The organism is Streptomyces sp. NPDC002088 (genome assembly GCF_040296605.1).
Taxonomy (GTDB): Bacteria; Actinomycetota; Actinomycetes; order Streptomycetales; family Streptomycetaceae; genus Streptomyces.
The window spans coordinates 1-22,613 of the sequence record NZ_JBEOXO010000004.1 but is presented as its reverse complement, the minus strand read 5'-3'; the positions used below and the strand labels follow the sequence as shown (position 1 = coordinate 22,613).

Annotated in this window: 22 protein-coding genes and 1 pseudogene; 14 read left to right on the top strand and 9 right to left on the bottom strand. The window is 70.9% G+C overall.

Going from position 1 to position 22,613, the window contains the following annotated elements:
• The first annotated feature begins 10 nt into the window (after positions 1–10).
• Positions 11–1,003, top strand: a complete 993-nt coding sequence (gene mgrA / locus ABT114_RS10055; protein WP_351140622.1) for an L-glyceraldehyde 3-phosphate reductase — start codon at positions 11–13, stop codon at positions 1,001–1,003.
• Positions 1,004–1,023: 20 nt separating this feature from the next.
• On the opposite strand, the gene ABT114_RS10050 is transcribed toward mgrA, so the two are convergent.
• Together ABT114_RS10050 and ABT114_RS10045 are read right to left on the bottom strand one after the other, a co-directional pair.
• A complete protein-coding gene (locus tag ABT114_RS10050; protein ID WP_351140619.1) occupies positions 1,024–1,311 on the bottom strand; it encodes a DUF1905 domain-containing protein in 288 nt (95 codons plus the stop codon).
• Between the two features lie 95 nt (positions 1,312–1,406).
• A pseudogene (locus tag ABT114_RS10045) lies at positions 1,407–1,809 on the bottom strand (nuclear transport factor 2 family protein).
• A 312-nt stretch (positions 1,810–2,121) separates the two neighbouring features.
• On the opposite strand from ABT114_RS10045, the gene ABT114_RS10040 reads away from it, so the two are divergent.
• The 4 genes from ABT114_RS10040 (at position 2,122) to ABT114_RS10025 (ending at position 6,471) form a co-directional block, all read left to right on the top strand.
• Positions 2,122–2,532 (top strand): hypothetical protein, encoded by a 411-nt coding sequence (locus ABT114_RS10040; RefSeq protein WP_351140617.1) that lies wholly within the window; start codon positions 2,122–2,124, stop codon positions 2,530–2,532.
• A 77-nt stretch (positions 2,533–2,609) separates the two neighbouring features.
• A complete protein-coding gene (locus tag ABT114_RS10035; protein ID WP_351140615.1) occupies positions 2,610–4,949 on the top strand; it encodes an FHA domain-containing protein in 2,340 nt (779 codons plus the stop codon).
• Between the two features lie 8 nt (positions 4,950–4,957).
• The gene (locus ABT114_RS10030; protein WP_351140613.1) at positions 4,958–5,500 is read left to right on the top strand and encodes an SH3 domain-containing protein; all 543 of its coding nucleotides are present in this window, start codon (positions 4,958–4,960) and stop codon (positions 5,498–5,500) included.
• Entirely contained in the window at positions 5,500–6,471 is a 972-nt protein-coding gene (locus ABT114_RS10025; RefSeq protein ID WP_351140611.1) for a serine/threonine-protein kinase, read from the top strand. The genes ABT114_RS10030 and ABT114_RS10025 overlap by 1 nt, the downstream gene beginning before the upstream one ends.
• A gap of 27 nt (positions 6,472–6,498) precedes the next feature.
• Here ABT114_RS10025 and ABT114_RS10020 read toward each other — a convergent pair whose 3' ends face one another.
• Positions 6,499–7,785, bottom strand: a complete 1,287-nt coding sequence (locus ABT114_RS10020) for a streptophobe family protein (RefSeq protein WP_351140609.1) — start codon at positions 7,783–7,785, stop codon at positions 6,499–6,501.
• 160 nt (positions 7,786–7,945) lie between these two features.
• Between ABT114_RS10020 and ABT114_RS10015 the strand changes: the two genes are divergently transcribed.
• Positions 7,946–9,280 (top strand): DUF6777 domain-containing protein, encoded by a 1,335-nt coding sequence (locus tag ABT114_RS10015; protein WP_351140607.1) that lies wholly within the window; start codon positions 7,946–7,948, stop codon positions 9,278–9,280.
• Positions 9,281–9,394: 114 nt separating this feature from the next.
• Positions 9,395–9,850: an ATP-binding protein gene (locus ABT114_RS10010; RefSeq protein ID WP_351140605.1), complete on the top strand. Its 456-nt coding sequence runs from the start codon at positions 9,395–9,397 to the stop codon at positions 9,848–9,850.
• A 51-nt stretch (positions 9,851–9,901) separates the two neighbouring features.
• Here the strand turns inward: ABT114_RS10010 and ABT114_RS10005 are convergent, their stop codons facing one another.
• Positions 9,902–10,483, bottom strand: coding sequence for a TetR/AcrR family transcriptional regulator (locus ABT114_RS10005; RefSeq protein WP_351140603.1), 582 nt, complete (start codon positions 10,481–10,483; stop codon positions 9,902–9,904).
• A 136-nt stretch (positions 10,484–10,619) separates the two neighbouring features.
• Here ABT114_RS10005 and ABT114_RS10000 point away from each other — a divergent pair, with 136 nt between their 5' ends.
• The 7 genes from ABT114_RS10000 (at position 10,620) to ABT114_RS09970 (ending at position 17,292) form a co-directional block, all read left to right on the top strand.
• A complete protein-coding gene (locus ABT114_RS10000; RefSeq protein ID WP_351140601.1) occupies positions 10,620–12,962 on the top strand; it encodes a xanthine dehydrogenase family protein molybdopterin-binding subunit in 2,343 nt (780 codons plus the stop codon).
• Positions 12,959–13,837, top strand: a complete 879-nt coding sequence (locus ABT114_RS09995; RefSeq protein ID WP_351140599.1) for an FAD binding domain-containing protein — start codon at positions 12,959–12,961, stop codon at positions 13,835–13,837. The genes ABT114_RS10000 and ABT114_RS09995 overlap by 4 nt, the downstream gene beginning before the upstream one ends.
• Positions 13,830–14,336, top strand: coding sequence for a (2Fe-2S)-binding protein (locus ABT114_RS09990; protein WP_502988297.1), 507 nt, complete (start codon positions 13,830–13,832; stop codon positions 14,334–14,336). The genes ABT114_RS09995 and ABT114_RS09990 overlap by 8 nt, the downstream gene beginning before the upstream one ends.
• Positions 14,333–14,968, top strand: coding sequence for an SRPBCC family protein (locus ABT114_RS09985; RefSeq protein WP_351140597.1), 636 nt, complete (start codon positions 14,333–14,335; stop codon positions 14,966–14,968). The genes ABT114_RS09990 and ABT114_RS09985 overlap by 4 nt, the downstream gene beginning before the upstream one ends.
• A gap of 63 nt (positions 14,969–15,031) precedes the next feature.
• Positions 15,032–15,868: a mycofactocin-coupled SDR family oxidoreductase gene (locus tag ABT114_RS09980; RefSeq protein WP_351140595.1), complete on the top strand. Its 837-nt coding sequence runs from the start codon at positions 15,032–15,034 to the stop codon at positions 15,866–15,868.
• Complete coding sequence (locus ABT114_RS09975) at positions 15,865–17,055, top strand: cytochrome P450 (protein WP_351140594.1); 1,191 nt, start codon at positions 15,865–15,867, stop codon at positions 17,053–17,055. The genes ABT114_RS09980 and ABT114_RS09975 overlap by 4 nt, the downstream gene beginning before the upstream one ends.
• A gap of 3 nt (positions 17,056–17,058) precedes the next feature.
• On the top strand, positions 17,059–17,292 hold the full coding sequence (locus tag ABT114_RS09970) for a ferredoxin (protein WP_351140592.1): 234 nt from the start codon (positions 17,059–17,061) through the stop codon (positions 17,290–17,292).
• Positions 17,293–17,479: 187 nt separating this feature from the next.
• Here ABT114_RS09970 and ABT114_RS09965 read toward each other — a convergent pair whose 3' ends face one another.
• The 5 genes from ABT114_RS09965 to ABT114_RS09945 form a co-directional block, all read right to left on the bottom strand.
• Positions 17,480–18,247 (bottom strand): carboxymuconolactone decarboxylase family protein, encoded by a 768-nt coding sequence (locus ABT114_RS09965; protein WP_351140590.1) that lies wholly within the window; start codon positions 18,245–18,247, stop codon positions 17,480–17,482.
• 42 nt (positions 18,248–18,289) lie between these two features.
• Complete coding sequence (locus ABT114_RS09960; RefSeq protein WP_351140588.1) at positions 18,290–19,777, bottom strand: aldehyde dehydrogenase family protein; 1,488 nt, start codon at positions 19,775–19,777, stop codon at positions 18,290–18,292.
• Positions 19,778–19,888: 111 nt separating this feature from the next.
• The gene (locus tag ABT114_RS09955) at positions 19,889–20,677 is read right to left on the bottom strand and encodes an SDR family oxidoreductase (RefSeq protein ID WP_351140586.1); all 789 of its coding nucleotides are present in this window, start codon (positions 20,675–20,677) and stop codon (positions 19,889–19,891) included.
• The gene (locus ABT114_RS09950) at positions 20,674–21,468 is read right to left on the bottom strand and encodes an SDR family oxidoreductase (RefSeq protein ID WP_351140584.1); all 795 of its coding nucleotides are present in this window, start codon (positions 21,466–21,468) and stop codon (positions 20,674–20,676) included. Before ABT114_RS09950 ends, ABT114_RS09955 begins: the two co-directional genes overlap by 4 nt.
• A gap of 40 nt (positions 21,469–21,508) precedes the next feature.
• Positions 21,509–22,180, bottom strand: coding sequence for a TetR/AcrR family transcriptional regulator (locus ABT114_RS09945; RefSeq protein WP_351140582.1), 672 nt, complete (start codon positions 22,178–22,180; stop codon positions 21,509–21,511).
• Between the last annotated feature and the right edge of the window lie 433 nt (positions 22,181–22,613).

The following is a 22,613-nucleotide window of genomic DNA, read 5'->3' as shown; positions in this document are numbered from 1 at the left end:
TGGAGTCGCGTTGTACACCGCACACCCCGACCGCTACGCGGACATGCCCTACCGGCGCACCGGACGCAGCGGCCTCAAGCTCCCCGCGCTGTCGCTCGGACTGTGGCACAACTTCGGCCCGGACCGCCCGGTCCAGGCCCAGCGGGCCATCCTGCGACGCGCCTTCGACCTCGGTGTCACCCACTTCGACCTGGCCAACAACTACGGCCCGCCGCCCGGCGCCGCCGAGTCGGCCTTCGGTGAGGCGCTCAAGGCGGACTTCGCGCCCTACCGCGACGAGCTGGTGATCTCCACCAAGGCCGGCTACCTGATGTGGCCCGGCCCGTACGGCGAATGGGGCTCCCGCAAGTACCTGCTGTCCTCGCTCGACCAGAGCCTGACCCGGATGGGTCTGGACTACGTCGACATCTTCTACTCGCACCGCCCCGACCCGGAGACTCCGCTGGAGGAGACGATGGGCGCCCTGCACTCGGCGGTCCAGCAGGGCAAGGCCCTCTACGTCGGCATCTCCAACTACTCCGCGGAGCAGACCCGCGAGGCCGCCCGCATCCTCGGCGAGCTGGGCACCCCGCTGCTCATCCACCAGCCGCGCTACTCGATGCTCGACCGCCGCCCCGAGGACGAGGGCCTGCTGGACGCGCTGGACGAGCTCCAGGTCGGCTCCATCGTCTTCTCCCCGCTGGAGCAGGGGCTGCTGACCGGCCGCTACCTCGACGGCATCCCGGAGGGCTCCCGGGCCGCGAGCGACAGCCCCTTCCTGAACTCGGACGCGGTCACCGAGGACCTGGTGGCCAGGCTGCGCACCCTCGACGAGGTCGCCAAGTCCCGCGGCCAGACCCTGGCCCAGCTGGCCCTGGCCTGGGTCCTGCGCGGCGGCCGGGTGACCTCCGCCCTCGTGGGCGCGAGCAGCCCGCAGCAGCTGGAGGACAGCGTCGGCGCCATCCGCAACCTCGACTTCGACGCGGAGGAGCTGGCCCGGATCGACGCGCTCGTCAAGCCGTAGTACGCGGGCGGCACGGTGACCTACGCGCCGAGGCGCTCCTCGAGGCGTACGGTCACCGGGTCGCCCTCCTCCTTCCCGATGGCCTTGCGTACCTCGGCCTTTACGGGAAGTTTGTGCGTGCCGTCCCCGAGGGCCATGAACGAACTCTCGAAAGGGTGCCCGTCGATCGTCCCGCGGATCTTGACCAGTCCCCGGGTGCCGAAGAATTCGACGGATTCCGGCCGGACGACATAGGTCCAGCCGCCTTTGTTCGGGCTCTTGCGCAGTTCCGCGGTGAATTCCGCTTTCAGTTTCCCGGTCACGCCCATGGTGTCCTCCGCTCGCGGTGATCTCGACGGTCTCCCATTCAAGAGACGACTCAATAGACCACCGCGGGCGGCGGAACTCATCGAGGCACCGGCCGTCACGCCCCGGCGGGCACCCGGTCCAGGAATCCGAGCACGGTCCTGATCCGGCCCTCGGCGTCCAGCGTGATCACGTCGGATCCGGCGACCGGCGCCGAGCCGTCGGCCTCGCTCACCAGCTCCCAGGAGAAGCGTGCCGTGTCGTGGTGGCCGTCGACGGCGCCGGCGAGCCGGAAGGCGAAGCCGGGGAACTGGGCGTGGGCGGCCGTGATCACCGCCGCGATCGCCTCGTGGCCGCGGACGTCGGCTGGGGGTCCCCCCCTCTGGGGGAGGGTCGGTGTAGCTGCCGTCCGCCGTCCAGGCGGCGGCGACCGTCTTTGCCAGGGCCTCCGGCTCGGCCGCGTTCCAGGCCTCGAAGTAGCGGGCGACGGCGTTCTCGTAACGGTCGATGTTCGCGGACATGTGAAATCAGCCTCCGTCGAGGTCGTATCTGCTGGTCAGGAACCGGATTCCGGTTTTCGCCGATCCGGTGCGACCAACCATGCCCGGGTCCGCCGGAAGGGTCGATTACTCCGCAGGTAATGCCGACCGGTGGCCCGCCCGTCACATTTCGGCCAACGGGGGCGGTGAATATGCCAAGAGACTGGCCGAAAGTAATGGTGACAGTGTTTCAGGAGTCAACATACTCGAATGTCAGGGGCAGTTCACCGCACAGGAGCCGCACGGAAAGCGAGGCCCGACCGGCAAGAGAGAGATGCGACGGGGGAGTGAACCGTGCACGACGAATTCCTGTGCCATGTCACCGCGTACGGTGTGTGCGACGGGCGGCGTATCGGCGTACCGCTCGGCACCTATCGGGCGCCCACCCTCGCGCTGGCCCTGTGGTGGCTGCGCGATCGGGCCTCCTGGATCGCCGAGCGACTCGACCCCAGCCCGGAGAGTCCGCACTTCCCGCCGAGCGCGCTGGTGCCGGTCGCCGAGGGCGCGCCCGACGTGCCCGGCCTGTTGCGTGCCTGGTGTGCCGACGTGGAGCGACAGGAGCTGGTGGCCGACGAGTTGGCCGGCGGGCGGCTGGTGCGGATCGCCACCAGTGACGACACCACCGAGTACGAGCTGCTCGCCGAGTCCGTCGACGCGCTGCGGATGCAGCGGGCCGCGCCGGCGCTCGTCATGCCGGTCGCCTGACGCCTGACGGGGGTCACGTGCCGACCCTGATGCGCACGGGATCGGCGTACATGTGAGCGAATCGGTAGAATTCACGCATGGCGGATGGGTTGGCCGCGCCGACCGCGCCCGAACTCGTGCTGGCGACCGAGACGGGCTCCACGGTGATGGCTCCGGGCCGCGACTACCACGTCGGACGCGACCCGCTGTCCGACGTCGTCCTCGACGACACCCGGGTCTCGTGGCACCACGCCGTGCTGCGGCCCGAGGCCGGCCAGTGGACCCTCGAGGACGAGCACAGCACCAACGGCACCTACACCGACGGCCGCCGCGTCCAGGAGTGGGGCGTCGGCCCGGGCAGCGTCATCCGGTTCGGCAACCCCGCCGACGGCCCGTGCGCCGTCCTGTTCAGCCGCCCACCGCAGGCCGCGGAGCGCCCCTCGGGGGTATCGATGCCCGGTCTGACCGGCACCTTCCGGGAGCCCGCGAGCGTACGGCCGCTGCCCGCCCGTACCGTGCGCATCGGCCGCGCCGCCGACAACGACCTGGTCATCGACGACCTGGTGGTCTCCCGCCGGCACGCCGAGCTGCGCGCCCTGCCGGACGGCACGCACGAGATCGTCGACCTCGACAGCCACAACGGCACCTACCTCAACGGCCGGCCCGTCACTCGTGCCCCCCTCGGCCCCGGCGACATCGTCGGCATCGGCCACTCGGCGTTCTGCCTGGTCGGCGATCAGCTGCAGGAGTACGTCGACACGGGTGAGGTCTCCCTCGACGTACAGGACCTCACGGTCGCCGTCGACCGCGGCCGCAAGACGCTGCTGGACCGTGTGTCGTTCCCGGTGGGGGAGAAGTGCCTGCTGGCCGTCGTCGGCCCGAGCGGGGCCGGCAAGTCCACGCTGCTGGGCGCCCTGACCGGGCAGCGGCCCGCCGACCGGGGCACCGTCCTGTACGACGGCCGCGACCTCTACCGCGACTACGCCGAGCTGCGCCAGCGCATCGGCCTCGTCCCCCAGGACGACATCCTGCACGCCCAGCTCACCGTGCACAGCGCCCTTTCCTACGCCGCCGAGCTCCGCTTCCCCGAGGACACCGCCAAGGCCGAGCGCCGGGCCAGGGTCGACGAGGTCATCCGCGAACTGGGCCTGGAGCAGAGGGCAGGACAGCCCGTGCACAGTCTGTCCGGCGGACAGCGCAAGCGGGTCTCCGTGGCCCTGGAACTGCTCACCAAGCCGTCCCTGCTCTTCCTCGACGAGCCGACCTCCGGCCTCGACCCCGGGATGGACCGCTCGGTGATGCACATGCTGCGCGGACTCGCCGACGACGGCCGGACCGTCATCGTCGTCACCCACAGCGTCCTCAGCCTCGACGTCTGCGACCGGCTCCTGGTGCTCGCGCCCGGCGGCAGGGTCGCCTACTACGGCCCACCCGACGACGCCCTGGCCTTCTTCGGCTTCGAGCAGTGGCCGGAGGCCTTCGAGGCCTTCGAACGGGACCAGGACCGGGACTGGGCGGGGGAGTACCGCGGCTCGCCGTTCCGCCTGCGGTACGTGGTCGACTCCAGTGCGCAGCCCCGGCTGCCGAGCCATGGCCCGGTCGCCGTGGCGCCCCCGCCGCGACCGCGCAGCCGACGTGCGCAGCTCGGCACCCTGGTCCGCCGCTACACGGTCGTGCTCAGCGCCGACCGCACCTTCCTCGCCGTCATGATCGCGTTGCCGTTCGTGATGGGAGCCATGGCCCGCGTACTGGCCGGGGGCGAACTGACCGGGGACCACGCCACGAGCGCGCTGCTGATCCTGTGCGTCGGCGGAGTGCTCACCGGTGCCGCCAACGCCGTGCGCGAACTCGTCAAGGAACGGGTGATCTACCAGCGCGAGCGGGCCGTCGGCCTGTGCAGATCGGCGTATCTGATGTCCAAGGTGGTTGTCCTGGGCACGGTGACCGTCCTCCAGGCGGTCGTGCTCACCCTGGTCGCCCTGCTCGGCGTCGACCTCGACGCGCCCGGCGGGAAGGGCGTGCTGATGCCGCCCCTGGTGGAGATCACCGTCGCCGTCGCCCTGCTGGCCTTCACGGCGATGATGCTGGGCCTGGTGGTGTCGGCGCTGGTGCGCAAGGAAGAGGTGACGATGCCGCTGCTGGTGCTGCTCGCCGTCGTCCAGGTCGTGTTCTGCGGCGCCCAGCTGTCGCTGCACGGAAAGATCGTCCTTGAGCAGCTGTCGTGGCTGGTGCCCTCACGGTGGGCGTTCGCCGCCATGGCCGGGACCATCGACCTGGCCCGGCTCGCGCCCGGCGCGCTCACCGGCGATCCGCTGTTCCGGCACTCGCCCGGGGGGTGGCTGTTCGACGTCGGCATGCTCGTCGTGCTGTCGGTCCTCTTCGGGTTCCTGGTCTCCCGGCTGCTGCGTCGGCACGAACCGGCCGTGATGCGGAAGTAGGCGGCGCGATGACGACCTCCGGCTTCCGGCCCACCCACGTCGTCCCCCAGCACGGCATGCCCGCCTGGGAGGCCCCCGACCCCGCCCGTCCCACGGTGCCCCTCGACCCGCTGCTGCCGGTCGAGCTCGGGGAGCGGCGCGGCGACTGGGGACACATCCGGTGCGCCAACGGCTGGTCCGCCTGGGTGGACGGCCGCTTCCTGGTCGCCGTACCCCCGGACCCGCCCGCCACCGGGGGCCCGCTCGCGAGCGCGGCCGACCCGCGCCCGCTGCTCCGGCGCGCCGAGGAGGCGCTCGCGCAGTACCGGGCGGCCGTCGAGGAACTCGCGGGAGCCGGCCTCGACGGCGAGTCCTTCCTCCGCCGCACCCGGGGACTGAGGATCGGCGTGGTCGTCGACGGGGAGTCCGTGTGGCTGTACGACGCCGAACAGGGGCGGTGGATGTACGGCGACGGGACCCGCCTGAGCACGTACGCGGCCGACGAAGAGCCCGCGGCCGGGGACCGGGGCCACGGGACCACCCGCATCGTCGCCCCCGACGGTGAACCCTGATGCCGGGCGACACCGGCCCCTTCGCGGGCGGGCCCTCCGAACTGATCGGCCGGCAGATCGCGAGCTACCGCATCGAGAGCGAGGTCGGCCGCGGCGGCATGGCCGTGGTCTACCGCGCCCGGGACCTGCGCCTGGACCGCACGGTCGCCCTCAAGCTGCTGGCCCCGGAACTCGCCCGCAACGACACTTTCCGGCAGCGCTTCACCCATGAGTCCCGGGTGGCGGCCGCGATCGACCACCCGCACATCGTGCCGGTCTTCGAGGCCGGCGAGACCGAAGGCGTCCTCTACATCGCCATGCGCTACGTCTCCGGCAGCGACCTGCGCCGTCTCCTCGACCGCCGCGGTCCTTTGCCGCTGCGGACCGCCCTGCGCATCGCCGCCCAGGTGGCCTCCGCGCTCGACGCCGCCCACGAGCACGGGCTGGTCCACCGCGACGTGAAGCCCGGCAACATCCTGGTGGCCCGCGGCACCGACAGCGACCACCCCGAGCACGTCTACCTCACGGACTTCGGCCTGACCAAGAAGTCGTTGTCCCTGACCGGCTTCACGACTGTCGGCCAGTTCGTCGGCACGCTCGACTACGTGGCTCCCGAGCAGATCTCCGGCCGTCCGGTCGACAGCCGCTGCGACGTCTATGGCCTCGCCTGCGTCGTCTATGAGTCCCTGGCGGGCCGTCCGCCCTTCCGGCGTGACGACGACATGGCCCTGCTGTGGGCCCACCAGTACGACGAACCGCCCCCGCTGTCGGCGTCCCGCCCCGGCCTCGCCCCCTACCTCGACGCCGTGTTCGCCAAGGCCCTCGCCAAGACCCCCGACGACCGCTACGACTCCTGCCTCGCCTTCGTCGCGGCCCTGCGCACCCCACCGTCCGACGCCCCCGACAACGACCACCCCCCGACGGAGGTGGACCTGCGCGTCGCGAAGCCACCGCCGCGGTGGGCCGCGCCGGTGTTCAGGGAGCAGGGCTGAGGCTGGGCGGGGTGGGGCTGTGGTGGGTCAGGGAGGGACGCCGGGGGCGCTGAGCGGGGCCTCGCCGTGTCGGTGCGCGCGGCGGGCCAGCAGGCCGCCGAGGAAGCCGGTGACCAGGCCCCACAGCACGGCGAACCCGAGCGCCGTCCACACCTTCGGTCGTAGGGACAGGTCGCCGGACAGGCCGCCGCCCAGGTCGCCGATGACGGGCAGGGACAGGCCGTAGTGCGCGGAGACCCGGCCCACCAGGCAGATCATCACAACCGTGAGGGCGAGCGCGACCGCCATGCGGACGGCGTGCTGCCAGGCCCTCATCCGGGCCGGGGAACGCGCCGCCAGTACGAACGCGGCCACCAGCAGCAGCACCGCGTCGACGACCACGAGCCACCACCACCGGCCGTCGTGGTCGGTGAGGGTGGCCAGGTTCAGCGTGGAGACGTCCGGGGTGCGCAGCACCTCGTCCAGCACACGCGGCATCGGCAGGGCGAACGAGCCGTCCACATGGCCCTCCCAGGTGGCGCCCATGCCGATGGTGAGCGCGAGCCAGACGAGGTTGGGCATGCCGAGCAGGATCACGGCGGTGGTCTCGGCCGGGTGACCGCGGGTCGCCGCCGCCACGAGGGCGATGACGATCCCCACGGCGACGCAGGCGAGCAGCAGCACGACCATGGCGTACGCGGCCGGTCGTACCGACTCCTGGTAGCGCAGCAGCCGCGCGGGCAGCGGGGCGCCGCGCGACACCAGCAGGGCCAGGACCAGCACACCGGCCAGCCACAGGAGGCCGAGGAGGAGGGTCAGCGGCACATTCGCCGTGAAGCCCACCTCGGGCGACACGTCGAACAGGTCACCGATGTCGCTGATCGCCCCGTTGTCGAGGGAGATCGCGAAGGTCTGCCGGGCTCCGAAGGCCAGTCCGAGGAGTCCGAGCAGCCACAGGACGGCGATCCTGGCGGCCCACCCGGCCAGCTCCGCGGCTCCGGTCACGGCCCGGTGCCGCAGCGGCCGCAGGAATCCGGCCGCCACTACGAGGGCCCCGACGAGGGTGACGGACAGCGGGATCACCGTCAGCCCCGCCTGGGTCTCGGCGAGGTCCCCGGCGTTCCCGGAGAGCTCGACGGTGCCGCCGACGGCCGTGACGACCGTTGCCGCGACCACCCGCGGGAACGCTCCGTCCGGCAGGTCCGCCGCGCCCGCCGCCCACAGCCCCAGCGCGGCCACGACCCCCATGGCGACCAGCCCGGCCAGCACCGTGGCGACGGCCCGTACCCAGCCGTGACGTGCCACTGCCCGGCCGGAGGGGGTTCGCTGGCTCACCCTGCCACGCTAAGCAGCCTCGGGACCGCGCGCCCGCCAGGAGGTCCGTCCGCGTCCGCTTGCGAGTGGTACCCGTCCGGCACACACAATGGGCACGTCGCGGAAAAATCGGCGGAAACGTGATGAAAGCCGCGTCGGCCCACGTCGGGAAGGTGAGCCCGTGAGCGTCGAACCACCGCCCGCCGGCCGTCCCACGGGCCCGCCTTCGGGCCCGCTGTCCGGACTCCCGCAGCCGCCGTCGGGCCCGCCGTCAGGTCCGCCGTCGGGTCCACCGCCGGGTCCGCCGTCGGGTCCCTTCTCCCGGCCGCCGGGCGGCGACGGCGGTGCTCCGGAGCCACACCCGCCGTGGTGGAGGTCCGCGCCGCGTGTCGCGCTCATCGCCACCGCGGCTGTGGCCGCCGTGGTCCTCGCGGTCGTCTTCACCCGGTCCGGCGGCGGTTCCGGTTCCGGCTCCGCAACCGCGAGTGAGGTCCTGCAGCCGGCGGCCAAGACCGGACAGGACCCGTTCACGCCGTCCACGGCGAAGGGCGGTTCCCTCCCTCCGGCCTCCCTCCCCCCGGTCACCGTCTCCCCGGGCGCCCAGTCGGTCCCGCCCAACGCGGTGCGCAGTGTCGACGGCGCCGCGCCCGGCCTCTACGGAGGCACCCGCAAGGTCTCCAGCTGCGACGTGGCGAAGCAGATCACGGCCCTGCAGGCGGACCCCTCGAGGAACAAGGCGTTCGGCTGGGTCCTCGGCACCCGACCCGAAGACATCCCGGCCTACCTGCGTTCTCTCACCCCCGTGCAGCTGCGCATGGACACCCGTGTCACCTACCACGGCTACCGCGACGGCGGGGCCACCACCTACCTGGCCGTCCTGCAGGCCGGTACGGCGGTCCTGGTCGACGGCCACGGGGTGCCACGCGTGCGCTGCGCCTGCGGCAACCCGCTGACACCGCCGACCGCCGCCCAGCAGAGCACACCCCTCAAGCAGACGGGCGACCCCTGGCCGTCCTTCAACCCGTCGAACGTCGTCGTGGTGACCCCCTCCACGACGACCATCGACATCTTCGTCATCTACGACCCCCACAGCGACGAGTGGATCGCCCGTCACCGGGGCGACACGGGCCACAAGGACCAGAAGACCAAGCCGCCGGGACAGCCCACCCCGTCGGTGAGCGTCTCCACGCCGACGCCGTCCGGGTCCCGCACCCCGTCCGGTGTGCCGCCCTCGTCGAGGCCCGGTTCGAAGCCGCCGTCCTCCGAGTCGCCCCCCTCGGAGCCCCCGTCGACAGAGCCCCCCTCCGCAGAGGCCCCCTCGTCGGAGACCCCGCCATCGGAGCTGCCGTCCTCGGAGCAGCCGCCCTCCGGGTCCACGACCAGCGAATCACCGTCGTCCGCGTACGAGTCGCCCGAGCCCTCCGCTCCCGAGGGGTCGCTGTCCGCCGGTACGACGACGTCGTCGGAGTCAGCCCCGAGCGTCCCGGAGCCCTTGGTGCCCCTGCCTTCGCTGTGACCCGCCGCACCTGTCAGCAGGGGCACAGCGGCCACGGGGAGTGCGGGGCGCGGCTCGGGGTACGAGCACAGGTGCAGCAGCGTCCGGCCAGTCCGGCTTCCGAGAGAGAAACGCATGACCGAGCATCTGGGCGGGGCAGTGATATCGACTGGTTTCGACGTACCCGTGGAACCGCTACGGCGGGCGGCCCACTTCACCGGCGAACCGGGATGCATTGCAGAGGCACGGGCCTTCGCCGCCCTCTTCGTCGAGCAGCTCCGAACCGAGTGGTGCGCCACGATCGGCGACCGCACGAACGGTGCGCTGCTCCTGGTGGTGAGCGAACTGATCACCAACGCGGACCGGCACAGCAACGGGCCGTACATCCTGGATCTGGAGGGCACGGACGCCTCGGTGACGGTGAGCGTCTACGACAGCAGCGCGGCCTTGCCCCTGCGCTTTCCCCGGGACCCCGAACGCGTCGGCCGGCACGGACTGGAGATCGTCCACGCGCTGGCCCTGGAGGTCACCGCCGAGCGCGTGCCGGTCGGCAAGCGCGTGCGCGCCGTACTGGCGCTGAGCGGGGACTGAGCCGCCCCCGCGGGCCCAACCGTCACTGGTCGCAAGCGGTCGTGGGCCGCCTTACGTTCCGGGTGTCGGGGAGGCTCCCTCGTAGCGCTGGAGCATCTGCTCCACGAAGGCGAGGGCTTCCTCGTGCCGGGTCGTCATTCCCATGGCGTTCTCCATCATGAGGTTCCGGCCGAGCGCGTTCGTCAGGACGAGCAGCACGGCCGGGGACAGTTCGGGCGGCAGTTCCGTCCCTCGTTCCGCGAGTGCGCGGGTGAGGGCTTCCAGTTGCGCCTCGCGGTAGCGGTCCGCGGTGGCGGCCAGCTCGGCGCGGATCGCCTTGCGGTGATTGGCCAGCGCCGTGAACTCGGTGGTCAGCGTGTTGCCGGGATGGCTGCTCAGGCGCCACAACGCCCTCAGCGGCTGCGGTCCGCTCAGGAGACGGGCCTGCCGCGCCAACTCGTCGTCCGCGCGCCGCCGCAGCACGGCGAGGAACAGGTCGTCGAGGGTGCGGAAGTAGTACAGGACGAGAGCCGGCGCCACCTCGGCCTCGCGCGCCACCCTCCGTACGCCGACGGCGGCGTACCCCTCCTCGAGCATCAGCCGCTCCGTGACGTCGAGCAGGAGCAGGCGCGTCTTGGAATTCTCGGTACCCATGCGTCGAGTTCGTGGAGTTCGTTGGGGCGCAGTCATGCCGTCATTGTGCTTGACGCTCTTCAAGAGCGGGTGTTAAACAGTCGTTCAGCACATTCGGTTAAACACTCGTTCAGCATATGGGCGGAGGACCGGATCGATGGCACGAACCGTGGGCGACGAGGCCGACGCGGCCTACGTGGGCACGCGCGCCTTGCGCGTCGAGGATCCGCGACTTCTGACGGGCGCCGGCACCTACGTCGACGACGTCGTGCGGCCCGGCATGCTGCACGCCTGCTTCGTCCGCAGCCCGATGGCCCGGGCCAGGATCCTCGGCATCGACGCGTCCGAGGCGCTGCGACTCGACGGTGTGCACGCCGTGTTCGTCGCCTCCGACCTCAACCTCGGCGTCCGGGAACAGTGGTACACGCTGAACGGGCGCGACGACCCGGACACCCCCCGGCCGCCGCTCGCGGAAGGTGAGGTCCGGTTCGTCGGGGACCCGGTGGCGATGGTCGTGGCCGCCGACCGCTACATCGCCGAGGACGCCGCCGAACTGGTCGTTGTCGACTACGACCCGCTCACCCCGGTCGTCGACTACGCGAGGGCCCTCGACTCCGCCGAATCGGTGCACGCCGACCGGCCCGACAACCTCGTAGGTCAGCTCGGCGGACGTCCTCTGGCCGACCTCGCCCCGGTCTTCGAGAGCGCGCCGCACGTGGTGACCCAGACCCTGTACCAGCAGTCCCACGGCCCCGTCCCGATGGAGACCCGGGGGATCGTCGCCGAATGGGCGGCGGCGGGTGGGGAGATGACGATCTGGGCGGCGACCCAGTCCCCGCACGAGGTCCGGTCGTTCTGCGCGCGCCTGCTCGGCATCGCCGAGCACCGGGTGCGCGTCGTCATGCGGGACACCGGCGGCGGGTTCGGGCAGAAGGTGCTCCCGCAGCGCGAGGACATGTGCGTCATGCTCGCCGCCGCCCGGCTGCCCGCGGCGCTCAAGTGGATCGAGGACCGGCAGGAGCACCTTCTCGCGGCCGGTCAGGCGCGCCACGAGCACGGCGAGGCCCGGATGGCCCTCGACGACGAGGGCAGGATCCTGGCCGCGACGCTCGACCACGTCCAGGACGCGGGCGCCTACCCGACACCGTCGCCCGTGCAGAGCGGCATAGCCGTCGGCATGCTGTTCCCCGGCCCGTACCGGATTCCGCAGGGCACGTTCTCCTCGCGGTTCGTGTTCTCCAACACCAGTGGAAGGGTGGCGTACCGCGGGCCCTGGCAGTACGAGTCGATGGCCCGCGAGACTCTGCTCGACACGGCGGCGCGCCAACTGGGCCTCGACCCCGTGGAGTTACGGCGTCGCAACATGCTGAGCCGCGAAGAGCTGCCCACGACGAACTTCAACGGCATGCCCTACGACCACATCTCCCCGCGCGAGACCTTCGAGCAGGCCCTGACCATGCTCGACTACGAGGCGTTCCGGCGGGAACAGCAGCGGGCCCGGCGGCAGGGCCGCTATCTGGGCGTCGGCACCTGCACATACGTCGAACCCACCGCGGGCGCCACGCCGTTCCACGCCACCGAGGGGGCGACGATACGCATCGAGCCCTCCGGCAAGGTCAACGTGTACGTCGCCGGAGGATCGTGCGGCAACAGCCTGGAGACCACGGTCGTCCAGCTGACCGCCGACGCGCTCGGCGTCGCCATCGACGACGTCAGCACCGTGCAGGGCGACACGGCCGTCACCCCGTACGGGGCGGGTACGGGCGGCAGCCGGTCCGGTTCCATGACAGCCGGGGCGATCGCCCGAACGGCCGGGGAGCTGCGGGAACGGATCTGCGCCATCGCGGCCCACAAGCTCCAAGTGCCGGTCGAGGACGTGGAGTTCGTCCGTGGGCGAGCGACGTCGAAGACACATGGCGCCGTGCTCACCCTCGCCGAGATCGCCGACCTCGCGTACTACCAGGTCCACGCCCTGCCTCCCGGAGTGCCGGCCGGGCTCGAGGCGAGCGGTCGCTACCACACCCCGCACCTGATGATCTGGGCCAACGCCACGCACGTGTGCACCTGTGAGGTCGACGTGGTGACCGGAGAGGTCAAGCTGCTGCGGTACATCGTCAGCGAGGACTGTGGCCCGATGATCAACCCGAGCGTCGTGGAGGGCCAGATCTTCGGTGGCACCGTCCAGGGGATCGGCGGAGCGCTGTACGAGGAGCTCGCCTACGACGAGGACGGAAACCCCGTCTCGACCACGTTCATGGACTATCTGCTGCCCACGGCCACCGAGGTGCCGGTCATCGAGGTCGGACATGTGCAGACGCCGAGCCCAGGACCCGGTGGATACAAGGGGGTGGGAGAAGGCGGTGCGATCGGCTCCGCGCCGGCCGTCGTCAACGCGGTCGCCGACGCCCTTGCCCCGCTCGGCGTACGGATCAGTCGCCTTCCGCTGACCCCGTCGTCCCTCGTCGGTCTTGTCGAGGAGCGGCAGGGGGTGACCCCGTGAAGCCCGCGGCGTTCACGTACCACGCGCCCGCCAGTGCCGCGGAAGTGGTCGGTCTGCTGGGGGAGTTGGGCGACGAGGCGAAGGTCATCGCGGGCGGGCAGAGCCTCGTGCCCATGCTGGCCCTGCGCCTGGCATCCTTCCGTCACCTCGTCGACCTTCGCCGCGTCGACGAGCTGCGCGGCATCGAACGGCGCGGCGACGACAGCGTGTGGATCGGGGCCTGCACCACCCAGGCCACCGTGCAGCGCTCCGAAGGAGTCCGGACCGCCGTCCCCCTGCTCGCCCGCGCCACGCCCCTGATCGGGCACTTCCAGATCCGCAGCCGGGGAACCGTGGGCGGCTCGCTCGCGCACGCCGACTCCGCCGCCGAATACCCCGCGGTGGCCCTGACCCTGGACGCACAGATGCACGCCGTGTCGCCGCGCGGCCGACGCACCATCCCGGCAGCGCGTTTCCTGACCGGCATGTGGAGCACGGAGCTGGCCGACGACGAGCTGCTGACCGGGATCGACATCCCCATCTGGAATGGCCGTTGCGGCTTCGCCGTCGAGGAGTTCGCGCGCAGGAGCGGGGATTTCGCCATCGCCGGAGCGACGGTCGCGGTCCGGGTGGACGGCGACGGCCGCCTCGACCGGTGCGCCATCGGCCTGTTCGGACTCGGTCCGACCGCGATGCGGGCCCGGGACACCGAGGCCGCGCTCATCGGCTCCGATCCGCTTGATTCCGACGCCGACGGCATCGGGCGGTCCGCGACCGAGGGCCTCGGCTCCGTCCCCTCCGATCTGCACGGATCGGCCCCCTACCGCACCCGCGTGGGCGCCGCCATGGTCGCCCGCGCCTGGCGACGCGCCGTACAGGAGGCACTCCATGGCTGACATGTCTGATGCGGCCACCGTCGACATCCGCGTACGCGTCAATGGAACAAGGCGCCGGGAGACCGTACCGGCCCGGCTCACCCTCGCCGACTTCCTCCGCGTGAACTGCGGCCTGACCGGTACCCACCTCGGCTGCGAGCACGGCGTCTGCGGCGCGTGCACGGTGCTGCTCGACGGCGAGGCCGTCCGCGCCTGTCTGGTCTTCGCCGTGCAGGCCGATGGCGCAGAGGTGACGACCGTCGAGGGGCTGGCTGGGCCCCACGGTGAACTCTCCACCGTGCAGGCGGCGTTCCGCGAACACCACGGCCTGCAGTGCGGGTTCTGCACACCGGGCTTCGTCGTGTCGGTCACCGCGTTCCTGGCCGAGAACCCCAAGCCCACGGACGACGAGATCCGTGAGGCGCTGACCGGGAACCTGTGCCGCTGTACCGGGTACCAGGGGATCGTGAACGCGGTCCGGGCGGCGGCGGAGAACTCTGTGGCGGAGGGCCCGGCATGAAACTGGAGAACACCCTCAGCATCCCCGTCGCCGTGGAGGACGCCTGGCGGGTCCTGCTCGACGTCGAGCGGGTCGCGCCCTGCGTTCCCGGCGCGACCCTCACGGCCAGCGACGGCGACGAACACCGCGGAACGATCAAGGTGAAGCTGGGCCCCATCGGGCTCACCTACAGCGGCACCGTCACCTTCGTGTCGTGCGACGCGCAGGCCAAGGTCGTGGTCCTGGAGGCCGGAGGCCGGGAGGCACGCGGGAACGGGACCGCGAAGGCCCTGGTCACCTGCCGCCTCACCCCCGCCGACACCGACGGTGGGGGCGCCCGCACCGACGTACACGTCGAGACCGAACTCAACATCACCGGCAAGCCCGCCCAGTTCGGCCGTGGCACGCTCGCCGAGGTGTCCGGCGCGCTCATGGACCGCTTCGCCGAGAACCTCGCCGCAGAACTTGCCGTGGACTCGCATGACTCCGTGGAAAGTTCGACGACTCCGGCCGCAGAGCCGGTTGCCTCCCCGCTCGACCTCATCGACGCCACCGGCGCGAGCGCCCTCAAACGTGTCGTACCGATCGCGGCAACCGCCGTCCTGTTGATCCTCGCCGTCGGCCTGCGCGGCCGGCGACGGCACCACCGGTGACCGGCTTCCCGGTCACCTGCGCACGTCCTCACCACGTCCTTCAACCCAGGAACGAGGTACCCCATGCCCGGACGAGTCGAAGGAAAAGTCGCTTTCATCACCGGCGCGGCGCGCGGCCAGGGACGCAGCCACGCGATCCGCCTCGCCGAGGAGGGCGCCGACATCATCGCCGTCGACGTCTGCAAGCAGCTCGACGGCGTCAGGTTCCCGATGTCGACCCCGGAAGACCTGGAGGAGACGGTCAACCAGGTCCAGAAGCTGGGTCGGCGCATCGTCGCCACACAGGCGGACGTCCGCGACCACGACGCGCTCAAGGCCGCCGTGGACGACGGCGTGGCCCAACTGGGCCGCCTCGACATCGTCTGCGCCAACGCGGGCCTCGGCAGCGACGGCGCCCGCCTCGAGGCCATGGACGAGAAGACATGGCGCGACATGATCGACGTCAACCTGACCGGCGTCTGGCTGACCGTCAAAGTGTCGATCCCGCACATCGTCGCGGGCGGCCGGGGCGGCTCGGTGATCCTGACCAGCTCCGTCGGCGGCCTTCGCGGGCATGCGAACATCGGGCACTACATCGCCGCCAAGCACGGCGTGGTGGGCCTGATGCGCACGCTGGCCTGGGAGCTGGGCGAGTACAGCATCCGCGTGAACTCGCTGCACCCCACTCAGGTCAACACCCCGATGGTCATGCACGACGAGACGTACCGGATGTTCCGCCCCGACCTGGAGAACCCCACCGTCGACGACTTCGCCGCCGTGTCGCAGGGCATGCACCTGCTCCCCACTCCCTGGGTCGAGCCGCGCGACATCAGCAACGCGGTCCTCTACCTCGCCTCCGACGAAGGCCGCTTCGTCACCGGAACCACGATGACCATCGACGCGGGAGCCATGCTCAAATGACCACCGCCGAGCCCGTGTACTGGGACCCCTTCGACGCGGCACTCGCCCGCGACCCCTACCCCGTCTACGCTCGTCTGCGCGAGGAATCCCCGCTCTACCACAACGACCGGCACGACTTCTACGCCGTCAGCCGGTACGCCGACTGCCAGCGCGGCCTCGCCGACTGGCAGGCCTTTTCCTCCGCACGCGGCGACATCCTGGAGATCATTCAGGCGAACCTCGAGCTGCCGCCCGGCACCCTGATCTTCGAGGACCCGCCCGTCCACGACATCCACCGCCGACTGCTCGCCCGCGTCTTCACCCCGCGCCGGATCGCCGAACTGGAGCCGAGGATCCGGGCGTTCTGCGAGCGGGTCCTGGAACCCGTGACCGGCGCCGAGCGCTTCGACCTCGTCGAGGCCGTCGGCGCCGAGATGCCGATGCGGGTGATCGGGATGCTCCTCGGCATCCCGGAGGCCGACCAGCAGACGTTCCGGGACCGTACGGACGCCACCCTGGAGACCGGGGACGGAGGCAGGATCGACCATGAGGAGATCCTGAGCACCGAGGGTTTCCAGGAGTACATCGAGTGGCGCAAGAAGCACCCCTCCGACGACCTCATGACCGAACTCGTCACCGCCGAGTTCGAGGACGAGAACGGGAACCGGCGCACCCTCACCGACACCGAGGTGCTCACCTACTGCACGGTGGTCGCGGGCGCCGGCAACGAGACGACGGGACGGCTCATCGGCTGGTTCGGCGCGCTGATGGCCCGCTACCCGCAAGCCCGGCGGGAGCTGGTGGCCGACCCCTCCCTCATCCCGAACGCCATCGAGGAGATCCTGCGCTTCGAGCCGACCGGCCCGTTCACCGCCCGGTACGTCACCAAGGACGTGGAGTTCCATGGCTCCACCGTGCCGGCCGGCAGCGCCATCCTCTTCATCCAGGCCGCCGCCAACCGCGACCCCGAACGCTTCCCCGACCCCGACCGCTTCGACATCCACCGGGTGACCCAGCACATGTCGTTCGGCGTGGGCGCCCACTACTGCCTGGGCGCGGCGCTGGCCCGCCTGGAAGGGAAGGTGGCGGCGGAGGAGATCCTGCGCCGCTTCCCGGACTGGGAGGTGGACTGGGACGGTGCGGAGTTGGCCCAGACCTCGACCGTGCGGGGCTGGAAGACGCTGCCGCTCGTCATCCAGGGGGTGTGATCGATGGGGGACCGCTGGAAGGTGACGGTCGACCCACGGGTGTGTGTGCGTACGGGACTGTGCGCGGCATCCGCGCCGAAGGAGTTTCAGCTCGACGAGCAGGGTCAGGGCCGGGCGACGGCCGACACCCTGCCCGCCTCCGAGGAAGTACTCGAAGTCGCCGAGTCCTGCCCGATCGAGGCGATCTCGATCGCCGACGCGGACACGGGGCAACCGGTCTTTCCTCCGGAGTCGTGAGCCGGCCGGGGGCGCGTGTGGGTGCCTGCCGCTCCGGCCGGTCGCCAGAATCCAGTGGCCCCCTGCTGGGAGAGTAGAACCCGCGCCCGTTTCGGGGGGCGAGGTGCAGCATGAGAGCGGTCTTCCTGTCCCCGGCGTGAGAGTCGCCGCCGACGCCGGGCGGCCCGGGCTCCTCCCCGCGGACCGCTTACGCCGGCTTGGCCGCCCACGCCGCCTCCACCGCGTCCGCGAGCGCATCGCCCTTCGCGAAGCCGTAGTAGGCGGCGAACTGCAGCACGATCTCGTCCATCTCCGCCTTCGTGATGTCCCCGGAGTGGAGCGCGGCGCTGACGTGGGTGCGCAGCGGTACGGGCGAGTCGTCGAGCGCGACGCCGGCGACCGTGATGATCCGGCGTTCCCTGCGGGTGAGGCCGGGGCGTTGCCAGACGTGTCCGAACACGAAGCTGAGGATTCCGGCGTGCCGGTAGGGCGAGTTGGCCGGCGGCGCGGGGGTGAGGTTGATGTCGATGAACTCCTCGACGCCGCGCTCCAGCCTCTTCTCCATGTCGCCTGGACCGAGTGTGTGGTTCGCCAACTCCGGCCAAGGTGGCGTCTGTTCACCGCGCTCACGGTGGATGCGGTCCCACTGGCGGGCGATGGCGCCTTCCAGATGCGACGCCTTGGGCCAGCCGCAGTAGACGGCGAAGTGCAGTACGAGCTCCAGCATCTCCTCCAGCGAGATGTCCCCTCCGGCGAGCGCCGCGTGGACCTGCTCCTCGATCGGCTCGGGCGAGTCCGCGGCGGCCACACACGTCAGGGTGACGAAGCGACGGTCCCGCCTGCTCAACCCGGGTCGCGACCACACCTGCCCGTACAGGAAGTCGCGGGACGCCCGAGCGAACGGCGTCTGTGCGGAAGAGAGCTCAGAGGTGGCCGGGACCTCGGTCGCGGTCCGGTCCACGTGGCCGTCGTTCATGAGTGCCTCCGTAAGGTGTTGGGCGGCCAGGGACCTTCGGCCCTACGCGCGGATGAAGACGTTCTTCGTCTGGAGGAACTCGTACAGCCCTTCCTTACCGCCCTCGCGGCCGTGACCGCTGTGCTTGTATCCGCCGAACGGTGCCCCCGGCGGCTGCCCCGACGCTCCGTTGACGTGCACGGTGCCCGCCTGCAGCTGGGGGACGACCCGCTGGACCCGTGCCACGTCGCGTGTGTACACGACGGCGCCGAGGCCGTACGGAGTGGAGTTGGCCAGCTCGACCGCCTGCTCCTCGGTGGCGAAGGGGATGACCGACAGGACCGGGCCGAACACCTCGTGCTGGGCGATCTCGCTGTCCGGGGCCACGTCGGCCAGGACCGTCGGTTCTACGAAGTAGCCGTCGCGGAGCGGCGCCGGGAGCGTCGCCGGGTCGACGGCGTGGCCGCCGGCGACGAGCCGGCTGCTGTCGACGGCCTTCTCGATCACGCCGAGGATCCGGTCCCGCGCGGCGGCGGTGACCACCGGGCCGAGCGCCGTCGTCGGTGCGAACGGATCACCGACGCCCACAGCCGCGGCGGCCGCGGCAGCGGCCTGGACGACTCGCTCGTACACGTCGCGATGGACCAGCAGGCGGGTGGTGAGGTTGCAGCCCTGACCGGACAGGTTGAAGCAGGACCGGACCGTCTCGGCGACGGCCGCGTCGACGTCGGCGTCCGGGAACACCACGCTCGCTGTCTTGCCGCCGAGTTCGAGCAGGACCGGCTTGAGAGTGTGGCGCGCGGAGTCGAGGATCTTCTTCGCGGTCGGGATGCCGCCGGTGAAGGAGATCATGTCGACGTCGGGATGGCGGACGAGATGCTCACCGGCCTCCGGACCGCCCGGCAGGATGTGCAGCACCCCCGGCGGCAGCCCCGCCTCGAGTGCGATCTCCGCGAACCCGGCCACGGTGAACGGCGCGAGATCAGGCGACTTAACCACGACGCAGTTCCCGGCGGCCAGGGCGGGGGCGATCTTCATCCCGACCGACATGATCGGACCGTTCCAGGTGAGGATGATCCCGACGACTCCGTACGGTTCCGGGACGGTGTAGTCGAGGCCCGGGACCATGACCGGGCTCGGCGGGATCGTCGCCCCCTCGATCTTGTCCGCCCAGCCGGCGTAGTACCCGAACCACCCGGCGCACAGGTGGGCCAGCGCGGACGACACCATCACAGGCGCGCCGAGTTCGAGCGTCATGAGCCGGCCGAGCTCGGGGACGCGGGCCAGCATGAGCTCCTCCACGCGCTGCAGGACGCGCCGCCGCCGGTCCGGGGACATCGCCCGCCATTCGGGGTGCGCGGCCTTGGCCGAGGCCACGGCCGCGTCGACCTCCTGGGGCCCGCACAACAGTACGGACCCGTTGACGCGGGCGGTCGCGGGATTGACGTGGTCGACCGCGCCGACGGACGTCTTGTCGAGCCACGTGCCGTCGACGAGAGGACCGGTGACGCCGAGTTCGTGGGTCACGCCGGTGGGAGAGGTGGTGGTCATGTCGATGCCGCCTGTTCTCGTTCTCGTATGCCTACGGGTGGGCGGTGAGCGAGGGTCACGGTGTCGGCGGGGCGTCCGACAACGACAAGGTCTCTTGTCCCGGGGGCTGGGTCACAGCCGCGTGACCCAGCCCCCGTCGACGCTGATCGTCTGTCCGTTGATCCACTCTCCGGCGGGAGAGGCCAACAGGAGCAGCGTTCCGAGCAGGTCCTCGGCGGGTGCGGACTTCTTGCCGGGGATGGCGGAGGCGAGGGCGGCGCGCGCGGGGTGTTCGGCGGGCAGGCTCTTGAACCCGGGTTCGTTCTCCACGAGCCCCGGCGCGACGGCGTTGACGTTGATGCCCAGCGGTCCGAGTGAACGGGCAAGCCCCACAGTGACGTTGACCAGGGCGAGCTTGCTCACTCCGTAGATGCCGCCGCCCATGAACGCGCCGGCCGACACCTGGTTGATGATGCGCCCGCCGCCGCGTTCGACCATGGATGCCTTGACGGCGCCCGCGCACACGATGGCGCCGTACACGTTCACGCGCATGACCCGGTCGAACCATTCCGCGGGCAGCTCCAGCAGATCGACCTGGGGGATGTCCGCCATCAACGCGGCGTTGTTGACCAGGATGTCGATGCCGCCGAAGGTGCTGATCGCTTGCTGGGCCATGGCGGCGGCGGAGGCGCGGTCGGTGATGTCGACGCGCACGCCGAGGGCGCTCAGGCCGTCGGCGGACAGTGACTTGGCCGCGCGCTCGGCGCCCTCGGCGTCGAGGTCGGCCAGGACGACCTGGGCACCGGCCTCGGCCAGGGCGCGGGCGTACACCTGGCCGATCGCCCCGGCACCGCCGGTGACGACGGCGACCTTGCCGGCCAGGCTCATCCGGTCGAGGGTGCTGCTCGTTGTGCTGCTCATGGCGTGTCCTTGATCAGTCGGGACAGGTACAGGTCGACATCGGCGCCGAGCTCACGCAACTCGTCGGCGGCTTCCTGCGCGGTGAGAAGAAGGAATCTGTTCTCGCTGACACCGTCGGCGACCAGCTCACCGACGGATTCGGCGTCCACCACGGGGAATCGGGGGCCCTTGGGCGGTGCCGGCTTCCCGTAGAAAGTCATCTGCTCGACGATGTTGGTGGCCACACCGGCCGGGCACAGGCAGGAGACGCCGACGCCCCGTGGCCGCAGATACAGCGCGAGCGCCTCGGACAGGCCGACGACAGCGTGCTTGGTCGCCGTGTAGGGAAGACGGTCGAACCCATAGGGCAGCAGCCCTGCCGTGGAGGCCGTGTTGACCACGTGCCCCGCGCCCTGTTCCAGGAGCAGCGGGAGGAACACGAGGTTGCTGCGGACCACGCTCAGCAGGTTCACGTCGATCACGCGCTGCCACGCCTCAAACGGGATGTCCTCGGCAGGACCGACCGCCAGGATGCCGACGTTGTTCATCACCAGGTCGACGCGACCGAACCGCTCAAGTGCCAGATCCCGCACGAACTGAAGGTCGTTGAGGTCGGTGACATCGCACGCGGCCGAGATACTCGCGGCGCCGAACTCGCCGAGTTCATCGGCGACGGCCTGTGCGCGGGCGCCGTCGAGATCGGTGACCACGACCCGCGCGCCCCGTCGGGCGAAGGCCCGGGCGCTGGCCCGTCCGATCCCGCTCCCCGCGCCGGTGACCACCGCCACGGCGTCGTGCAGCTCGAAGCTCATCGAACAACCTCTCCTCGGAGGGCAGTTGGCCGGCCGGGTGCTACGGATGAACGGGCAGCGCGAGACCGAGCGGGCCGGTCGTCTCCAGCGCGGACACCGTGACCTCGGACACCGGCGCCCGCAGGAACCCCACCAGGCCGTCGACCAGATCCCCGAGATGGACGGCGAACGGCAGGACCGGCTCGTCGCGGGCCCGGCTCTGCTCCCGCTCGGCTCCCGCCTGCACGCTGAACGCCATCGCATGGGCGATGCGGTGGCCGCGCAACGGTTCCGGAACGTCCGCGAGCAGCGCCCCGACGCGCTCGCGGAAGAGACGTGTCGGCGCCAGCAACTCCGGGCCGAGCCGTTCGAGGACGTCCCGGCGGCCGTGCTGCTGAAGCTTCGCGACGAAGCTCAGGTAGTGGCTGCCCTCCCGCTCGCCCTGCTCGAGGACCGGCACGACATGGCACTCCACCCATGACCGGAGGTCGTCAGGGCGTCGTTCGGCGACCAGAGCACAGCGCCGCTCGTTGAGTGCTCGCAATCGGTACTCGAAGATCGCCTGGACGAGCCCTTCCTTCGAACCGAAGTGGTACTGCACCGCGGTGTTGTTGCCGTTCCCGGCGGCCGCGCTGATCTGCCGTAGGGAGGCCCCGCCGAGGCCGCGCTCGGCGAAGTGGCGCTCCGCGGCCAGGATGATCTGCTCCTTCACGGATACGGAAGGTTGCACCACGACACCACACCCTTCGGAGAGGGTAGTTGCGCGCCAATGGAAACGTCATTTTCGTATGACGGGAATGGAAGCATGCCTCGCGGGTGAAGTCAACTGCCTTAAAAGTCGGGGTGGTTGATCGTCTGCTCCTGGACCGCATCGGAGCCGACCTGCCGCACCCGGAGGGCGTCATCGTCGGGCTGGCGCGAATCGGCTCAGCTGCCGCCTGTCGGGACCCCGTGGTGCGGAGGCTCCCGTGGGCCGCGTGGGCGTGTGCATCGGCTGAATCCGCACGAGCGGCTTGACGCGCCATCACGGGTGAGAATACCGTTCTCATGTTGAGAGATCAGTGTTATCGGCAGTGTGTGGTGGAGTCCGACTGGAGGGTGCGAGGTCCATGCCGCATTTCAAGAAGCCCGCTGAGGGTAGTTGGACGGAGCATTTGAAGATCGGG

Coding starts and splice junctions, on each gene's coding strand:
- ABT114_RS09975 (WP_351140594.1), top strand. CDS start 15,865: ATGACCACCGCCGAGCCCGTGTACTGGGACCCCTTCGACGCGGCACTC.
- ABT114_RS10035 (WP_351140615.1), top strand. CDS start 2,610: ATGGCGGATGGGTTGGCCGCGCCGACCGCGCCCGAACTCGTGCTGGCG.
- ABT114_RS10010 (WP_351140605.1), top strand. CDS start 9,395: ATGACCGAGCATCTGGGCGGGGCAGTGATATCGACTGGTTTCGACGTA.
- ABT114_RS10000 (WP_351140601.1), top strand. CDS start 10,620: ATGGCACGAACCGTGGGCGACGAGGCCGACGCGGCCTACGTGGGCACG.
- ABT114_RS10050 (WP_351140619.1), bottom strand. CDS start 1,311: ATGGGCGTGACCGGGAAACTGAAAGCGGAATTCACCGCGGAACTGCGC.
- ABT114_RS09990 (WP_502988297.1), top strand. CDS start 13,830: ATGGCTGACATGTCTGATGCGGCCACCGTCGACATCCGCGTACGCGTC.
- ABT114_RS09950 (WP_351140584.1), bottom strand. CDS start 21,468: ATGAGCTTCGAGCTGCACGACGCCGTGGCGGTGGTCACCGGCGCGGGG.
- ABT114_RS10005 (WP_351140603.1), bottom strand. CDS start 10,483: ATGGGTACCGAGAATTCCAAGACGCGCCTGCTCCTGCTCGACGTCACG.
- ABT114_RS09980 (WP_351140595.1), top strand. CDS start 15,032: ATGCCCGGACGAGTCGAAGGAAAAGTCGCTTTCATCACCGGCGCGGCG.
- ABT114_RS10025 (WP_351140611.1), top strand. CDS start 5,500: ATGCCGGGCGACACCGGCCCCTTCGCGGGCGGGCCCTCCGAACTGATC.
- ABT114_RS09970 (WP_351140592.1), top strand. CDS start 17,059: ATGGGGGACCGCTGGAAGGTGACGGTCGACCCACGGGTGTGTGTGCGT.
- ABT114_RS09985 (WP_351140597.1), top strand. CDS start 14,333: ATGAAACTGGAGAACACCCTCAGCATCCCCGTCGCCGTGGAGGACGCC.
- ABT114_RS09955 (WP_351140586.1), bottom strand. CDS start 20,677: ATGAGCAGCACAACGAGCAGCACCCTCGACCGGATGAGCCTGGCCGGC.
- ABT114_RS09965 (WP_351140590.1), bottom strand. CDS start 18,247: ATGAACGACGGCCACGTGGACCGGACCGCGACCGAGGTCCCGGCCACC.
- ABT114_RS09960 (WP_351140588.1), bottom strand. CDS start 19,777: ATGACCACCACCTCTCCCACCGGCGTGACCCACGAACTCGGCGTCACC.
- ABT114_RS10030 (WP_351140613.1), top strand. CDS start 4,958: ATGACGACCTCCGGCTTCCGGCCCACCCACGTCGTCCCCCAGCACGGC.